Origin of the sequence: Marinobacterium arenosum (assembly GCF_019795155.1) — a bacterium.
Taxonomy (GTDB): Bacteria; Pseudomonadota; Gammaproteobacteria; order Pseudomonadales; family Balneatricaceae; genus Marinobacterium_C; species Marinobacterium_C arenosum.
The window spans coordinates 1-16191 of record NZ_JAILYN010000003.1 but is presented as its reverse complement, the minus strand read 5'-3'; the positions used below and the strand labels follow the sequence as shown (position 1 = coordinate 16191).

11 protein-coding genes are annotated in these 16191 nt (G+C 60.1%); 3 read left to right on the top strand and 8 right to left on the bottom strand.

Features of this window, described 5'->3' with window-relative positions; all coding sequences use genetic code 11:
* Positions 1-30 precede the first annotated feature (30 nt).
* Complete coding sequence (locus K6T12_RS01950; protein WP_222218961.1) at positions 31-960, bottom strand: LysR substrate-binding domain-containing protein; 930 nt, start codon at positions 958-960, stop codon at positions 31-33.
* 230 nt (positions 961-1190) lie between these two features.
* Between K6T12_RS01950 and K6T12_RS01945 the strand changes: the two genes are divergently transcribed.
* On the top strand, positions 1191-2471 hold the full coding sequence (locus tag K6T12_RS01945; protein WP_222218960.1) for a DEAD/DEAH box helicase: 1281 nt from the start codon (positions 1191-1193) through the stop codon (positions 2469-2471).
* 381 nt (positions 2472-2852) lie between these two features.
* Here the strand turns inward: K6T12_RS01945 and K6T12_RS01940 are convergent, their stop codons facing one another.
* From K6T12_RS01940 to K6T12_RS01920, 5 genes are all read right to left on the bottom strand, one after another.
* The gene (locus K6T12_RS01940; RefSeq protein WP_222218958.1) at positions 2853-3581 is read right to left on the bottom strand and encodes an enoyl-CoA hydratase-related protein; all 729 of its coding nucleotides are present in this window, start codon (positions 3579-3581) and stop codon (positions 2853-2855) included.
* A gap of 73 nt (positions 3582-3654) precedes the next feature.
* Positions 3655-5232 carry a fatty acyl-CoA synthetase gene (locus tag K6T12_RS01935; RefSeq protein ID WP_222218956.1) on the bottom strand — a complete coding sequence of 526 codons (1578 nt, stop codon included), beginning with the start codon at positions 5230-5232 and terminating at the stop codon, positions 3655-3657.
* 44 nt (positions 5233-5276) lie between these two features.
* Positions 5277-7571: a 3-hydroxyacyl-CoA dehydrogenase/enoyl-CoA hydratase family protein gene (locus K6T12_RS01930; RefSeq protein WP_222218954.1), complete on the bottom strand. Its 2295-nt coding sequence runs from the start codon at positions 7569-7571 to the stop codon at positions 5277-5279.
* A gap of 3 nt (positions 7572-7574) precedes the next feature.
* Positions 7575-8777: a beta-ketothiolase BktB gene (gene bktB, locus K6T12_RS01925; RefSeq protein ID WP_222218953.1), complete on the bottom strand. Its 1203-nt coding sequence runs from the start codon at positions 8775-8777 to the stop codon at positions 7575-7577.
* Positions 8778-8960: 183 nt separating this feature from the next.
* Positions 8961-10139: an acyl-CoA dehydrogenase family protein gene (locus K6T12_RS01920; RefSeq protein WP_222218951.1), complete on the bottom strand. Its 1179-nt coding sequence runs from the start codon at positions 10137-10139 to the stop codon at positions 8961-8963.
* Between the two features lie 192 nt (positions 10140-10331).
* Here K6T12_RS01920 and K6T12_RS01915 point away from each other — a divergent pair, with 192 nt between their 5' ends.
* Positions 10332-11381, top strand: coding sequence for an AraC family transcriptional regulator (locus K6T12_RS01915; RefSeq protein WP_222218949.1), 1050 nt, complete (start codon positions 10332-10334; stop codon positions 11379-11381).
* Between the two features lie 132 nt (positions 11382-11513).
* On the opposite strand, the gene K6T12_RS01910 is transcribed toward K6T12_RS01915, so the two are convergent.
* Together K6T12_RS01910 and K6T12_RS01905 are read right to left on the bottom strand one after the other, a co-directional pair.
* Positions 11514-14414, bottom strand: coding sequence for a DEAD/DEAH box helicase family protein (locus K6T12_RS01910; protein WP_222218947.1), 2901 nt, complete (start codon positions 14412-14414; stop codon positions 11514-11516).
* Positions 14359-15018: a class I SAM-dependent methyltransferase gene (locus K6T12_RS01905; RefSeq protein WP_222218945.1), complete on the bottom strand. Its 660-nt coding sequence runs from the start codon at positions 15016-15018 to the stop codon at positions 14359-14361. The genes K6T12_RS01910 and K6T12_RS01905 overlap by 56 nt, the downstream gene beginning before the upstream one ends.
* Before the next feature lie 399 nt (positions 15019-15417).
* On the opposite strand from K6T12_RS01905, the gene K6T12_RS01900 reads away from it, so the two are divergent.
* Positions 15418-16191: IS256 family transposase (locus K6T12_RS01900; RefSeq protein WP_222218943.1), on the top strand; the 774-nt coding region annotated here is incomplete at its 3' end.

Here is a 16191-nt window from a genome sequence, read left to right as displayed (position 1 = left end):
AACTAAAAAATTCCGATCCGGCAACGCATCTCAGGGACGCGGTGGTTCCGATCTCAGCTGAATGCCCGCCGCCTCGGCCTGGGAGAAGAAGTACTGAACGAACGCCTTGGTGATGCCCGAGACCGGCCGCAGTGCGGGATAGAGGATATGGAACTGGAATGACACGCGCGGCTTGAACGGCTTGATCAGAATCGGCTGACCGGTTCTCTGCGCATGCAGTGCGGTAAAGGGATCGACCATCGCAACCCCGATCCCCTGGCCGACCAGCATCGCCGCCACATTGGCGAAGGACACCTCCAGAATATCGTTACTGCGCACGCCTTGCTGGCGTAACAGCTGATCCAGCTCCTGCTGGGTGGAGTCCTCGCTCTCATAGCGAATGAACGGGATATCGGCCAGATCCTCCGGCACCAGCTCTGCCTTATCGGCCAGCGGACTGTTCTGCGGCAGGATGCAAACGCAATCGCCCTCGACCGCCTGTTGGATGATACTGGCGCTGGCGGTGAACGAATCGATCAGCGCGAAACCGACATCGCAGGACTGGATCTCCGTGCGCCGCAGCACCTCTTCGGAACGGTAGCTGGTCAGCGACGCCTTCAGGCTGGGCGCACTGCTGAGGAACTGGCCCAACACCCCCGGCAGGAAACTGTTGGAGAGCATCGGAAAGGCGGTGATATGCAGGCTGCCATGATGGTGGGAACGGATATCCCGGGCACTGTCCTCCAGCGTTTCCAGTGCGGAAAACGCCTTGGCGACCTCGACATAGAACGCCTTGCCCTGGTCGGTGGGCACTAGCCGCCCCTTGATACGCTGGAACAGCTGAAAACCGAGCTGATGCTCAAGACTGGCGATCAACCGGCTGATCGCCGGCTGGGTCACATGGATATGCTTGGACGCGGCGGTCATCGTGCCCAATTCATAGACGGCCTTGAAGGCGCTGAGCTGCTGGAATTTCAACATGGTGCAAGGAGATTCGCGACGGACAGAGCGGCAATAGTCGCGAAAACGCTACCGGCGCGCAAGGTATCAGCCCCGACAGCAACCATTCACTTCAACCAGACGCGCATGCCCCCTCGGATTTATTATTGGAAGCCAGAGCCTGACCCTTGCTGCCGCTTTGCCATATAATGGCGCTCCGAACACGGCCATCGTTTCTTCCCCCATCAGCCGCCAGCCAACAGAGATCGTCTATGTCATTTACCTCATTGGGTTTATCCGATTTTTTACTGCGTACCCTTGAGGAGCAAGGCTATAAACGACCGACACCGATTCAGCAGCAGGCGATCCCGCTGGTACTGGAGGGGCGCGACCTGCTGGCCGCCGCCCAGACCGGTTCCGGAAAAACAGCGGCGTTTTCCCTGCCGATTCTGCAGAAGCTGAATGAGCAGCCAATAGCCGGCTATCGCGCCGTGCGGGCATTGATTCTGGTACCGACCCGGGAGCTGGCCGCCCAGGTGGCAACCGCGGTGCAAACCTATGCCCGCCACCTGCCCCTGTCGCTGAAGATCACGGCGGTATATGGCGGCGTGAAGATCAACCCGCAGATGATGGCGCTGCGTGGCGGTAGCGACATCGTGATCGCCACACCGGGTCGCCTGCTGGACCTGCTTGATCAGAACGCCGTTAAACTGTCGTCGGTCGAAACCCTGGTGCTGGATGAAGCGGACCGGATGCTGGACCTTGGCTTTGCCGACGAGCTGAACGGCGTTTTGCGGCGTCTGCCGAAAAAACGCCAGAACCTGCTGTTTTCCGCCACCTTCCCCGACGAGGTGAAGGCGCTCACCAAGCAACTACTCGACAACCCCGGCCAGATAGCCGTGGAAAGCGAGTACAAGGTCGCCGACCGGGTTCAGCAGCGGGCAATCGAGGTCGACCGACACAACCGTACCGCCCTGCTGAGCGATCTGGTCAAACAACAGGGTTGGCAACGGGTACTGGTGTTCGTGGCGAGCAAACGTGGTGCCAACAACGTCGCCATGAAGCTGGCCAAGAGAGGGATCAATGCGCAGGCACTGCACGGTGACATGAACCAGAGCGCTCGCAATCGCGCCCTGGCCGACTTCAAGGCCAAGAAGGTGCAGGTACTGGTGGTGACCGATCTGATCGCCCGCGGCATCGACATCGCCCAACTGCCCTGCGTGGTCAATTACGACCTGCCCCGCTCACCGGCCGACTACGTTCACCGCATCGGCCGCACCGCCCGTGCCGGCGAACAGGGACAGGCGCTGTCGTTCATCGGCCACGAAGATGACAACCACTTCAAGCTGATCGAAAAACGCACCGAACAGGAGATCGCCCGCGAACAGATACCTGGCTTCGAACGTTCCGAAACGCCACCGGCCGAGCTTGATGCCCCGAAAGGGCCGGTCAAGGGAAAACGCAAAAGCAAAAAGGACAAAGCACGGGAAGCGGCGGCGAAACAGCAGCAGCTGGAAGCAAACCAGCAGATATGGAAAAAGACTCAGCCATAAGCCACTGCTGTTTTCACTTAGTTGCCGCGTGGGCACAAAAAACGTGCCCACCCTACAAGGCTGTAGGGTTGACTCCGGCCGGGCAGGTTTAGTCGACCAGGAGCCCGCAGGGCTTCACAACCGCCTGCGGCGGTGGCGCCCCGGGTGACGCCCTACTATGAGGGCCAATCATGTAGGGTTGGCTTCAGCCGACCAGGAGCCCGTAGGGCTTCATAACCGCCTGCGGCGCTGGCGCACTGAAGTACGCCCTACAAAACTACGCAATTCCCGATAGAGACTTTGCCCAAATCGCAAAAGCACATTGCCTTAAATGAACGGTATTACAACCATAGGCCACTGCTGTTTTCAGTTGGCGATCCTGCCGACCGCAAAGAACCTTATTTACCCAAGCTGTTCATTCCTTGCCTTTAACAGGCCAACCAGGCAATCGAGTTCATCCCGCATGCTGTCGTGCGCTGCCTCGCTGAACCTTTTCTTCAGCAGGCTTTTGGTAGCGGTTACCGGCTGCGGATTCATCTGCGCAATCTCCAGGGCTGCGGCCATTGCACTGTCGAACGCTTTGCCATCCGCCGTCAGCTGGTTGATAAAACCGGCCTCTCTGAAACGGTCCGCGCTGCATCGTTTGCCCAGCATCAGCATCTCGGCGGCAAAGCGATGGCCGGCACATTGGGGAATGACGAAGGTGGCGGCAAATTCGGGGCACAGGCCCAACCTGGTAAACGGCATCTGAAAGAAGCTGCTTTCACCGGCATACACCAGGTCGCAATGCAGCAGCAGGGTCGCACCAATCCCGACGGCAAAGCCTTCCACCGCCGCTATGACCGGCTTGCTGAACCGGCTTAGCCTAAGCATGAACTGGAAAACGGGGTGGTGGTCGTCTTCGATGGGATTTAACGAGAAATCCTCGAGGTCATGGCCGCTGCAAAAATACTGATCACCGCCGGTTATCAACACAGACGTAATGTTTTCGTTGCCTTCGGCATAGTCGATACACGCCGATAAACACCGGTATGCCTCGATATTCAGGGCGTTCTTTCGGGACGGGTTGGCGATTCTGATAACCAGCACAGAACCGTCCACCTCCCGGATCACGTGAGAATCGGCTCGCATAGCTTGTGGTCCTTTGAGAAAGTCCACCGGAGCCGCAAACCGGCCCCGGCGGAGATTGTCTGCAGGTGTCGGCTCAGAGCGCGGAGAACTGCTGCCGCAGCGTGCGTTTCAACAGCTTGCCGGAGGTGTTCTTCGGCAGCTGTTGCACAAAATGCACTTGCTTCGGCACCTTGAAGGGCGCCAGATGGGCTTTGGCATGCTGGATCAGGCTATCCGCATCCGGGTCGGCTTCCGGGCGCAGCACCACCACCGCGGCGATCGCCTCGATCCATTTCTCATCCGGCACCCCGATAACCGCTACCTCGTCCACATCCGGATGGGTGTAGAGCGCCTCCTCGACATCGCGGCTGGCCACCAGCACGCCACCGGTATTAACGATGTCCTTGATGCGGTCGACGATCCAGATATAGCCCTGCTCGTCGCGGTAGCCCAGGTCGCCGGAGTGGAACCAGCCGCCGGCAAAGGCTTCCTCGGTTTCCTGCGGCTTATTCCAGTAGCCAACCATCAACTGCGGCGACCGGTGAACCAGTTCGCCCTGCTCGCCCGGCGCACAATCCTCGCCGGTCGCCGGATTGATGATCCGGGTCTCCACGTTGATCACCGGACGACCACAGGACGCCGGCCGCTGCCGATGCTCCTCGGGCGACAGTACCGTCGCCAACGGTGCGATCTCGCTCTGGCCGTAGCAGTTGTAGAGGCCGGACTGCGGCAGCCGCTCACCCAGCTCCCTGACGATCGGTTCGGGCATGATCGACGCGCCGTAGTAGAGCTTCTGCAGATGCTGCAGCTCGGCTTCGACAAACTGCGGATGGTGCAGCAGCGTGATCCAGACCGTGGGCGGCGCAAAGAAGCTGTTCAGCTGTTTCGCCTTCAGCAGCTGCAGGATCACCTCCGGCGTCGGCGTATCCAGCAGGCAGCTGTAGGCGCCGGCCAGCAGCGAGGGCATGGTGAACACATGCATCTGTGCCGAGTGGTACAGCGGCAGCGCCGCCAGGCAGCGGTCCGATGCCTTGATGTCCAGGTGCAGCAGGCAGCTGCTGTACTCCGCCATCAGCGAGCGGTGAGTGTGCATCGCGCCCTTCGGATCAGAGGTGGTGCCGGAGGTATACAGAATCTGCACGGTGTCAGTCTCGGACAACGCCACCGCCGGCGGCTGATCGCTGCCGGGCCCGGTTGCCACCGCCAGGATATCGATCCGGTCATCGGCGGCGAATTCGCTGTGCAGACGGCCATGGATACCGACCTGCAATTGATCACAGACCTCATCCACGTGGGTTTTCAGGCTGTCATCGGCGAACAGCGCGCGGGCGCCGGACTGGCTCAGCACGTAGACCAGTTCGCGTTCGGTCAGCGAGAAGTTGACCGGCACATGGATCAGACCGGCCCGGGCACAGGCCAGCCACAGCAGCAGGTAGGCATCGGAGTTCTTGCCGTAGGCCGCCACCCGGTCGCCTTTCTGCAACCCCTGCGCCAGCAGCTGGTTGGCCACCCGGTTGACCGCCTGGTTCAGCGCCTGGTAACTCCAGACACGGCTGTTGTACTCAAGCGCCGTCTGCTGCGGGCGCTGCATGGCGATGCGATTCAGGGCATCACCGATGGTATTGCGGGTGGCCTGATCGATCAGCGTTTGGGTTTCAGTTGCCAGATTCATAACACACCTCGAATTATTATTGTTTTGCCGGTATTCGGATCGGTTCAGTTGCGTAGCGGCCTGCCGGTTTCCAGCAGCGCCTGCATACGGTGCAGCGACGCCGGATTCTGTAGCAATTCCAGATTGCATTGACGTTCAAGATCGCCGAAGCGATCGAACCAGCCCGGCTGTGCCGCCTGGTTCAGCAGTTTCAGCAGGCGTTGCTCCAGCTGCTGTTGGTAGCTGCCCACCTCAGCGGTGATTGCCGGCGTCGCAGCCCGCAGCGCCGGCGGGCTGTCGATGTCAGTCCGCTCTGCCGTATCGCGCAGCCGCCGGGCCTGCTCGACCGCATCGGACAACAGCCGGTCGCGATTCATGCTGATGCCATCCAGCTCACGCAAGATGCCAAGCTGTCGGGCCTCCAGCGCCGAGCCGCTGACCCGGGCGCCGGCGAGCAGGGTAAATGCCTGCTCGACAACCTGTTCAGGGCCGAGCCGCTCGCTGCAGCGGGCCAGCAGCTCCCGGCAGCCGCCCCAGCCCGGCACGATGCCGACGCTGGTTTCGACCAGGCCGAGATAGGCTTCGGCATGCGCCTGAATGCGGTGGCAGTGGAAGATCAATTCCAGCCCGCCGCCCAGCGCCTTGCCGGCGACGGCGGCAACCACCGGCACCGGCGCCTTGCGGATGCTGGCAAACAGCGCTTGGCCGCGGCAGATGTAACGGTCGATCGCCCCGTCCTCGGCAGTCATCGCCAGGAACTCTTTCAGGTCGGCACCGGCCGCGAAAATGCCGCTATCGCTGTAGAGGATCAACGCCTTGTCGGCGGCAATCGCTTCTGCCAGCGCGCTTTCGATCTCGTCCAGCAGCTGATTGCTCAAGGCATTGACCTTGCTGTTGAACTCCAGGCACCAAGTGTCCCGGTCCAGCTCGCGCAGCACGCTGCGGCTGAAGCTGCGGACCGCTGGCCGTTGCACAACCTGCTGCCAGTCGATGACGCCATCAACCGTTGTTCTGCGCTGGTAGCGGCCCAGGTGATCCAGCTGCTGGTTATCTTGGTAGCAGGGCTGCCCTGCCGCCTGTTGCAGGAACTCGCTATGCTCAGCCCCCTCGGCGCTCAATCGGTCGGTGAAAGCCGCGACACCGATCCGGTCCATCAGTTCGAACGGCCCCCAGCGCCAGTTGTAGCCGAGCCGCATGGCGGCATCCACCGAGTCGATCTCGGCCGCTACATCGGGCACCAGACGGCTGGCGTAATCCAGCACCCTGGCCAACACCCGCCAGGCGTAACGGCCGCCGGCATCGTCGCAGCCGACCAGCTCACCGAGCTGGCCCGGTTTCAGCTGCGCCGACGCCAGCGTGGAGCGTTGCGGCGCCCGGTACTCCAGCCTGTTCAGATCCAGCACTTCACGCAGCTTGCGACCGTCACTGTCGAGCCGCTGCCGATAAAACCCCTGCAGCACCCGTCCCTTACGGCCGTACCAGCCGTTCCTGACCATCTGCTCAATCACCGGGACCGGCCCGGCATAGGTCTGGAACGGATCATCCGCAGGCAGCAGACGGCTCAGGCTGGCGGTCACCTCCGGCATCAGGTCGATACCGACCAGGTCCCAGAGCCCGAAGATACCGGTTTTCGGGAAACCGCAGACCTGCATCACCGCGTCGGCGTCCTCGACGCTCAGCCCCTGCGCGATCGCTTCCTGCAAGGCCACCTGCATCCAGTACACGCCCAGCCGGTTGGCGATGAAGCCGGGGCGGTCGTTACAGCGGATCACCGTCTTGCCCATGCAGCGATCGATGAACGCCTGCACCCGCTCCGGCACCTCCGGGCGGGTTTCAGCGGAGGTCACCAGTTCCAGCAGGCGCATGTAACGCGGCGGATTGAAGAAATGGGTCACCACGAAATGCTCACGCAGGCCCTGTGGTATCCCTTCCACCAGCGTCGCCAGTGGGATGGTGGAGGTGTTGGAGGAGACAATGGCGTCGGGCGCCCGGACCTCGGCGATCCGGCGGTAAAGGTCCTGTTTGACATCCAGCCGCTCCACCACCACCTCGACGATCCAGTCCGCCTCTCGCAACAGCGCCAGATCATCCTCGGTATTGCCCACCCGGATACGTTTGGCCACGGATGCATCCATCAGCGCACCGGATGGGCCGGCCTTCAGCATCCGCGCCAGCGCGCCGCTGGCGATCGCGTTGCGCTGCTCAGCCGGGGCGTCGGCCGCCACACCGGCCGGCGGGATATCCAGCAGCAGCACCTCGGCTCCGCCGTTGGCGGCCTGGACGGCGATCCCGGCGCCCATCACGCCGGCACCGATAACCGCCACGGTACGGATCGGTTTAACTCTGTTCAGATCGTTCACCACTCAACCCTCCAGCCGTTCCAGAATCAGCGCGATCCCCTGACCGCCGCCGATGCACATGGTGATCAGCGCCCGCCGCTTACCGAGCCGTTCCAGCTCATACAGCGCCTTGAGGGTAATGATCGAGCCCGTCGCGCCGACCGGATGACCGTGGGCGATGGCACCGCCGTTGACGTTGACCTTGGCCGGATCGAACTCCAGGCTCTGCGCCACCGCCATCGCCTGTGCCGCAAAGGCCTCGTTGGACTCGATGATGTCGATATCGGCCATGCTCAATCCCGCCCGCTGCAGTGCCTGCTTCACCGCCGGAATCGGCCCCAGCCCCATCAGATGCGGCTCCACGCCGGCGAAAGCGTAGCTGACGAAGCGCGCCCTGGCGCTCAGGCCGCGCACTTGCGCTTCCTGCAGGGAGGTCAGCACCAGCGCCGCGGCGCCGTCGTTGATGCCGGAGGCGTTGCCGGCGGTGACCAAACCATCCTGCTTGAAGGCGGCACGCAACGTCTGCAAGCCCTCGAAGGTGACATCCGGCCGGACATGCTCGTCCTCGCTGAACGACAGCGTCTCGCGCCCTTTTTTCACCGGCACCGGCACGATCTGGCTGGCCAGATGGCCGGCACCGATGGCCGCCGCAGCCTTGCGATGGCTGTCGCAGGCATACTGGTCCAGCTGTTCGCGACTGAAGCCGTACTGGGCGGCAATATTCTCGGCGGTGATGCCCATATGGCCGCTGCCGAAGGGATCGCTGAGAATGCCGACGGTCATGTCCAGCGCCTTGGCATCGCCCATGCGTTGGCCGAAACGCAGCTTCGGCAGCAGGTAGGCGCCCTGGCTCATGCTTTCGGCGCCGCCAGCCAGCGCGATACGACTGGCGCCGGCCTGGATCAGCAGGGCGGCGGAGATCAACGACTGCACCGAGGAGCCGCACAGCCGGTTGACGTTCAGTGCCGCCGAGCTGTCCGACAGACCGCAGTTCAATGCGATATGGCGCGACAGGTAAACATCCTGCGGACTGGTGGTAATGATGTGGCCGAACACAGAGTGGTCGATCTCTGTGGCGTCTATGCCGGCCCGTTCGATGGCGGCGCGGCCGGCAAAGCTGCCCAGTTCAGCCGGGCTGTAGGCGGACAGGCTGCCGCCGAAATCGCCGATGGCGGTACGTGCGCCGGCGACAATCACCACATCCTGCAGTTTGAGTGTATCGGTCATCAGGGTTGCTCCTTTTATATGTTCCGATTGGCGGTCTTCAGAGGGTGTCGCAAAACTACTGCGCTCGGTGATACTGCGTTAAAATTCGGCTCAAAATGCTCATTTACAGAACGTAAACTCCGCTTTTTCGCCGATTTTTGCCTTGTCTCACCTTCGCTCGCTACATTTTGCCCCCCCCCTCTTTCAGGCCGTCCGGCCCAACATGTCGCGGGCGATCACCTCTTTCATGATCTCGGAGGTGCCGGCATAGATGGTCTGGATACGTGCATCCACGTAGAAACGGGAGATCGGGTATTCCAGGGTGTAGCCGTAGCCGCCGAACAGCTGCAGACAGCGGTCGATCGAGCGGCACTGCATCTCGCTCAGCATCAATTTGAGGGTGGCCGCATCCATGCCGCTCATCTCGCCGACGGCATAACGCTGCAGGCACTGATTGAAGTAGGCGCAGCCCATCTCCAGCTGCGCCCGCACCTCCGCCAGGGTAAAGCGGGTGTTCTGGAAATCGGCGATCCGCTGACCGAAAGCGCGGCGCTGCTGCACATAGTCCAGCGTCAGCTGCAGCGCCCCTTCGATCGCGCCCAGCGCCTGGGCACCAACCCCCAACCGTTCGCGCGGCAGCTCCTGCATCAGGTAAACAAACCCCTTGCCCGCCTCGCCCAGCAAAGCGTCATCGGGCACGATCAGGTCATCGAAGAACAGTTCGGCGGTATCGCTGGCATGCTGGCCGATCTTGCGGATCGACTTGCCACGGGAGAATCCCGGCAATGATGTATCGACCAGGAACAGCGACACGCCTCGGGCGCCAGCACTGGGATCGGTCTTGGCGCAGACGATCACCATATCCGCCAGCTGGCCGTTAGTGATGAACACCTTGGCGCCGTTGAGCTTCCAGCCGCCGTCGACCCTCTCCGCCGTGCTGCGCATGGCGGCCAGGTCGCTGCCGGCACCGGGCTCGGTCATGGCGATGGCGCCCAGCACCTCGCCGCTGGCCATGCGCGGCAGCCAATATTGCTGCTGTGCTTCGCTGCCCAGATGCAGGATGTAGGGCATCACGATATTGGCGTGGATGTTGTAGCCACTGGCCAGACCGCCGAAACCCTGGCGGGAGATCTCCTCGCAGATCATCAGGCAGATCTCAACCCCGGCAGCGGAGCCGCCGAGCGCTTCCGGCAGGTCAACGCCAAGCAGCCCGGCCTCGCCCAACCGGTACCAGAGTTCGCGGGGCAGCTGATGCGCTTGCTCCCAGCGTTCATAGTCCGGCGCCACCTCCTGTTCCAAGATGCGCCGCACCATCTCTTCAAAGAGAGCCTTATCCTCGTCGCCGACGCCAGTGTCGGCCACGGGCTGTGCCTGTACGTTCATACTGAGCCCTTCGTATTGTTTTTCTGGTAAAGGGGCCACCGGCCGGTTGACCATTAAGGCCATTAAAGAGCTTTAATCTGGCCCTTTGAATGACAGCTCCGGTCGTTTTTATTGATCGAACAGGCCAACAGTTGCAGACTGCTGTTGAACGGACGGACACTTGGCTACCGCGAAAACGTACAGGACTGCATGATGAACTCCGGGGATCTGCCTCAGCCTTCCGGCAAGGCCCATATTGCCAACCACTACATCCGCGCCACCGTCAGGGGCGCGCTGCGACAGGGGGCCGATCCGATACAGTTGCTCTCCGAAGGAGGGATTCCGGCGGACTGGCTAGACCGGCCGGAACGGCAGATCACCGAGCGCCAGCTCAGCGATCTGATCAAGGCGGTGTGGCGCTTCAGCCGCGACGAGTTCATGGGGCTGTCACCGACTATCTGCAAGCGTGGGGTGTTCTCGCTGATGGCGGAATTGGCTCAGGGGGCCAAAACCCTGGGCGGCATGCTGCAACAGAGTTCGCGTTTCTATACCGCCGTTTCGGATGACCTGGAACTCGGCCTGGAGCTGGACAACCCCAGCCAGCCACCGCTGGTGTTTTACCGACTGCACCTGCACCACCAGGGACGGGATCCGGACCATTTCCTGCAGGAGTTCATCATGCTGATGTGGCAGCGCTTCGCCAGTTGGTTGGTGGGCCAACAGATCCCCGTAGCCAGCACCTGCTTCGGCTATCCGGCACCAGAGCATGCGCGGGAATACCGGGTGATGTACCTGGGCGAGCTGCTCTACGACCAGCCCCGGTGCGGCTTCTACCTGCACCCGCGCTTTCTGCAACTGCCGATCATCCGCAACGCCACCGAATTGCAGACCTTCCTGCGGAACTGCCCCGCCGAGATTCTGCACCGGCCGGTACGCGACAACAGCCTGCAGACCCGAATCCGGGTGCTGCTGCAACGCTACGACCTTGAACAGATGCCCGAGCTGGACGAGATCAGCCGCCTGCTGCTGATCGCACCGCGCACCCTGCGCCGCCGACTACAGGAGGAAGGCAGCTCGATCCGCCAGATCAAGGAAGCCCTGCGCCGCGATTTCGCACTGAAACTACTGGCCAGCGAACATCTGAACGTACAGGAGGTGGCGGAACAGAGCGGCTTTACCGAGGCGGCGGCCTTCTGCCGCGCCTTCAAGCGCTGGACAGGGCTGTCACCTGCCCAGTGGCGGAAGGCTAGGCGGAAGAGCTGAGGGGGTGCAAAGACTGAGGTTTAGACCACTCCGTCCCCACCCGTTCTCCCTGTCCATAGCCGTTTTATACGGGCCGGCACAGGTTACAGGCGCTTGTTCCGCGTATGCAAATCAGGTCGGGTCAGGGCGTGATCATTCGAGCACAGGCTGGATCTCATCTGTAGATAACACGGCGCGCAAGCGTGCAAAGGTCATCATCTCTTCACTGGCAGGCAGATCCGCGTAATCCGGGTTGTTGGCTCTTAGCAAGTATTGACCGGGCCCCGTTTTCAGCACTTTACGCAATAGATACTGGTTATCGCCCGCGCTGTCCTGACGTTCGATCGCTACGATCTGGTCACTGATCTTCCCTGCGTTATCCGGCGTAATAAACTCCAATAACAGCAGATCTCCGTCCGCAATTGGATACTTGCCACCATTCATCGACTCCCCAGCCGCCGCCGCGATGAAGTGACGCTGTGGATCCAGCCGCCCGTAACCATCCCCCACACGGGCCATGGTGGCAGACTCAGCGCTAGACGTTCTGAAGTGGCCGCAGGCGATACGGAGGGTGTCGAAAAATGGTACCTGTTGTCCGGGCGGCACTGCCGCATCAAGTTTCTTGTCCTTCTCAGGGTCTGCCTCTGCCACCAACCTTTCCTGCTGATATACCGCCATTCGCCACTGCAAGATTTCGGAGGACATCCGCAGCCAGCCCTCGACCAGTTCCTCGGCAATCAACTCGCTGAATCTGAAGGCCCCATCCTCCACAATGAACCAGCTTGTATTCGAACGCCGCTCAGGTCGAGTCCAGGCTTTAACGGGGTTGGAACTCCAATAGGTTCGCCATCGCCCTTCCGGTACGGCGTCGAGCGGCAAAAGCTTCTCCGATATCTCAGATTGCCAGTGCGGATTGGTTAAAAACCAGTCCCTCGACCATATGGCCAGCTCGGAAACCGTTGCGCCGGTACCAATACGCTGTTGTTCTATAAATGTATGCAGCAGCACCAGTTTGAAGCACTTGGAGAGCTGACTGATTGTCAGGTCCTGAAACCAATCATCAAAGGACGCCAGCACTTCCAGCTCCTCCGGCAACAGCTCGCCCAACTGATCCAGAAACGCCCACCAGCTGCCATAGGTTTTCCTTAGACGCCCCAGCGTCTCCGGGTACCTCTGCCAGAACTCTTTCAGCGACGGACGTCGTCCTAATGACTCGCGGTGCGAACGATAGTCCCGTTCCTGCGGCAGACTGCTAATCTGTTGCAGAAACTCGATAAACGCCAGATCGTAGTTAACGAAGCAGCCATCGGGAAGCAGACTCTCGCCTCGACAGATTTTGCGGATAACATCGTTGCGTGATTCATTCCCCTGCCGGCCACTCAGCAATTGAGGGCGGTTCAGAAAACTCTGGTGGTTTGCAACGAAGTCCAGGACGACCAGATGCGACTTGTCAGGGGAACGTCTTAAACCGCGCCCCAACTGCTGAAGAAAAAGAATGCCGGACTCTGTTGGCCGCAACATCATGATTGTATCGATCGCCGGAAGGTCCATCCCTTCGTTAAACAGATCTACGGCAAACAGTACAGATAGCTCTCCCTGTTCCAGCTGCGCCAGTGCCGTTTCACGACTTAGCGCCGATCCCGCATACACGGCTGCCGCCGACACCCCCGCCCGCCTGAACTGATCGGCCATGAAATCAGCATGTTTACGTGAAGCGCAGAAAGACAAGGTTCGCGTACCGGCTCTGTCACGCCACTCCTTCAGTGCATGGCGTGCACGTTTGACTGTCGCCAGTTTTGCCGTGAGCGCATCGGGATCAAAACGCCCACTTCGCCACGGGATATGTGCATAATTCACATCGTGATCAAAAATACCGTAGTAATGAAACGGCACCAGATGACCACCATCGATTCCCTCGAACAGATCCATCCGATACACCAGATTATCGTCACACAATGCGAGAATACTTTTGCCGTCCCCGCGCTCAGGCGTCGCCGTCAAACCCAGCATGAATGTCGGCTCGAAGTAATCGAGAATGCGTTGATAACTGGCGGCGGCGGCATGGTGAAACTCATCGACCACGATGTAATCAAAATGATCAGGTGAAAAGCGTTTGAAATGAACACGGCGTCCCAGCGTTTGCACCGATGCGAACAGTAGGTCGGATTGCCGGGTCTTTTCGTTCCCGCCATAAAAGCCACTGCTGACATCGGGAATCACCGACATAAAACTGCGCTGCGCCTGTAACAAAATCTCTTCCCGGTGAGCGATGAAAAGCACTTTTTTTGCGCCCATCTGCAGCGCATCAAACGCCGCCAGCCAGGTTTTCCCCAACCCCGTCGCCAACACCACCAACCCTTTACGTTTCCCCAGCTCCCTGTTGCTCGCTAGCGCGTCCATCGCCTGCTGTTGATATACCCTGGGGACGGGCGGCGCGTCATCCAGCTCCTCGGGGGCAGGCTGAAGATATTGCAACGGAACAACCTTACGGCGTTGCTGATAAGCCTCGATCCATTCAAAACTGAGCGGTTTTACCCGACGATCCGAAAAGCGTTCCTGAAAACGATACCTGACCTCCTCAATACGCTGTCGCGCGGATACATCATGAGGGTCTGGCCAGTGCAGCCTGTAATTCCACTCCAAACCATTCGTCAATGCAGGCCTGCTCAGGTTACTTGAACCGATAAAGGCACTCGCCTGCAGCCAGTTGGCCTGCTCCGTTTCCAGAAACAGATATGCTTTGAGGTGGAAGCTCTCGCCGGCGGGCACCTCGTGCACACGAATATCGGCACCACGCTCGACCAACAGCATTAACGCCTTCAAGGCACGGGGATCCGTTATGCAGAGATAATCGCTTGTCAGTATAGAAAGCTGCTTGCAACGTCCCGATTCCATGGCAGAAGCGAGATCGTCAAAGATAAGGTCGAGACCGCTGCGTTTTATAAAAGAGACCGCAATCTCAATATGGTTAGCCTCAGCGATGGCATAACGCAGTGCGTCAACCAGCTGACGATCTTCCTGACCGTCCAACAGACGGGAACAGACTTCGTTCACGCACAAACTTCCTGTGTCGCAGAATAACAGTCTGCCAGTATACGTGATTGCGTTGCAGGCAGTCCCGCTCTCCCGCCACAAGCTCCTGTACGGTGAGCCCATGCGGCGCGGACAGCCGTATCAATTCATCCATCGATACCGGATACATAGGCCTTCCCGGTTCTGAGGGACCATGGCGCAAACTGATCACCAACATACCCTCTGGCGCAAGCAGCTCCACCAGCCTGGCCAGAGCCTCTGGCCGCTGCTGTTCTGGAAGGTGCATCCAGACGGCCGACAACAGAATAAACCCAAAGGAATGATGAGCAGCTTTCAGATTCGACAACGCCGGCAACTGGTCATCCAGCCAACAGATCTCATCTGCTTTCCTGGCCCCCAACGCTCGTAACGATGCCGCCGGTTCCACCGCCGTCACACGCCACCCCCTCTGATGGAGCGCACAAGCGTCACGGCCGCTTCCCGCCCCCACGTCGAGCGCAGCACCGACCGGTATCGAAGACAGCTCCGAAAGCCAAGTGCCATGCACCTGCCGGAATGTCAGCGAGTCATACTGGGCTGCCAAGGCTTCTGCGTGCTGATCATAAAAACGGATCGTGTCGTTCACTGGCATCCTGCTGCGTTATAAGCGGGGCTTTACAGTGCCTGATTTATCTCACCCGTTCAATGATCCGATGCCCTGATTACCGAGCGCTACGGACGGAACTACAGCCTGAGGCAAACCGACGGAAACCGGACATTCTGGACTGATGAAAAGCTAGCAAATTAGGCTGGTGTGACAATTTGAAACGTGGGTAGTTGTGGTGGGTCTGGCCCCACCCTTTGCTGACACAGGGGGCAGGCAGAAGACTAAATAGCTCGAAACGATTACCGATGTAGCAGGCCAACTGCTGCAGAGCCGTTTCAGACTGATAACTGTCGAGAGAGGTATCACTGGGCGCACGGACGGTAGTGTTCAGAGTTCTGTGTCGTTTCCTACACTGACTGAAAAAGGGAGCGACACATCATGGCTGATAAGTACGAAATCGATATCCAGGCGTTTGCCAAGGCACTTCAGGCCGGTCAGAGCCTCAATGGCAAGGATGGCCTGCTCACACCGCTGATCAAACAGATCACTGAAGCGGCACTGGGTGCGGAGTTGGACGAGCATCTGACCAATGACGCCTCGACCAACCGCAAGAACGGCACCTCCAAAAAGACCGTCAAAACGGCGTCCGGCGAATTTGAACTGGAGACGCCGAGAGACCGCAATGGCTCGTTCGAACCCCAGACGGTCAAGAAGTATCAGACCCGGTTGACTGATGAGATGGAGGGCAAGATCCTCTCCCTGTTCGCGCTCGGCAACAGCTATCAGAGCATTCGTGAGCACATCATGGACCTGTACGGCATGAACGTCTCCAACGGCACACTCAACGCCATTACCGACCGCCTGGTGCCCGAACTCAGGGCCTGGCAGGAACGGGATCTGGAGCCGGTCTATCCCTTCGTCTGGCTGGATGCCATTCACTACAAGATCAAGGAGAACGGCCGCTTCATCTCCAAGGCCGTGTACACCATCCTGGGCCTGACCATCGAGGGCAAGAAGGAGCTGCTGGGGCTGTATCTGTCCGAGAACGAAGGCGCGCACTACTGGCTCAGTGTGCTGACCGACCTGCAAAACCGCGGTATCAAGGACATCCTGATCGCCTCGGTGGACGGCCTGAAGGGCTTCCCGGAAGCGATCGAAACCATCTATCCAAAGACGGAGGTGCAGGTCTGTATCATCCATCAGATCCGCAAC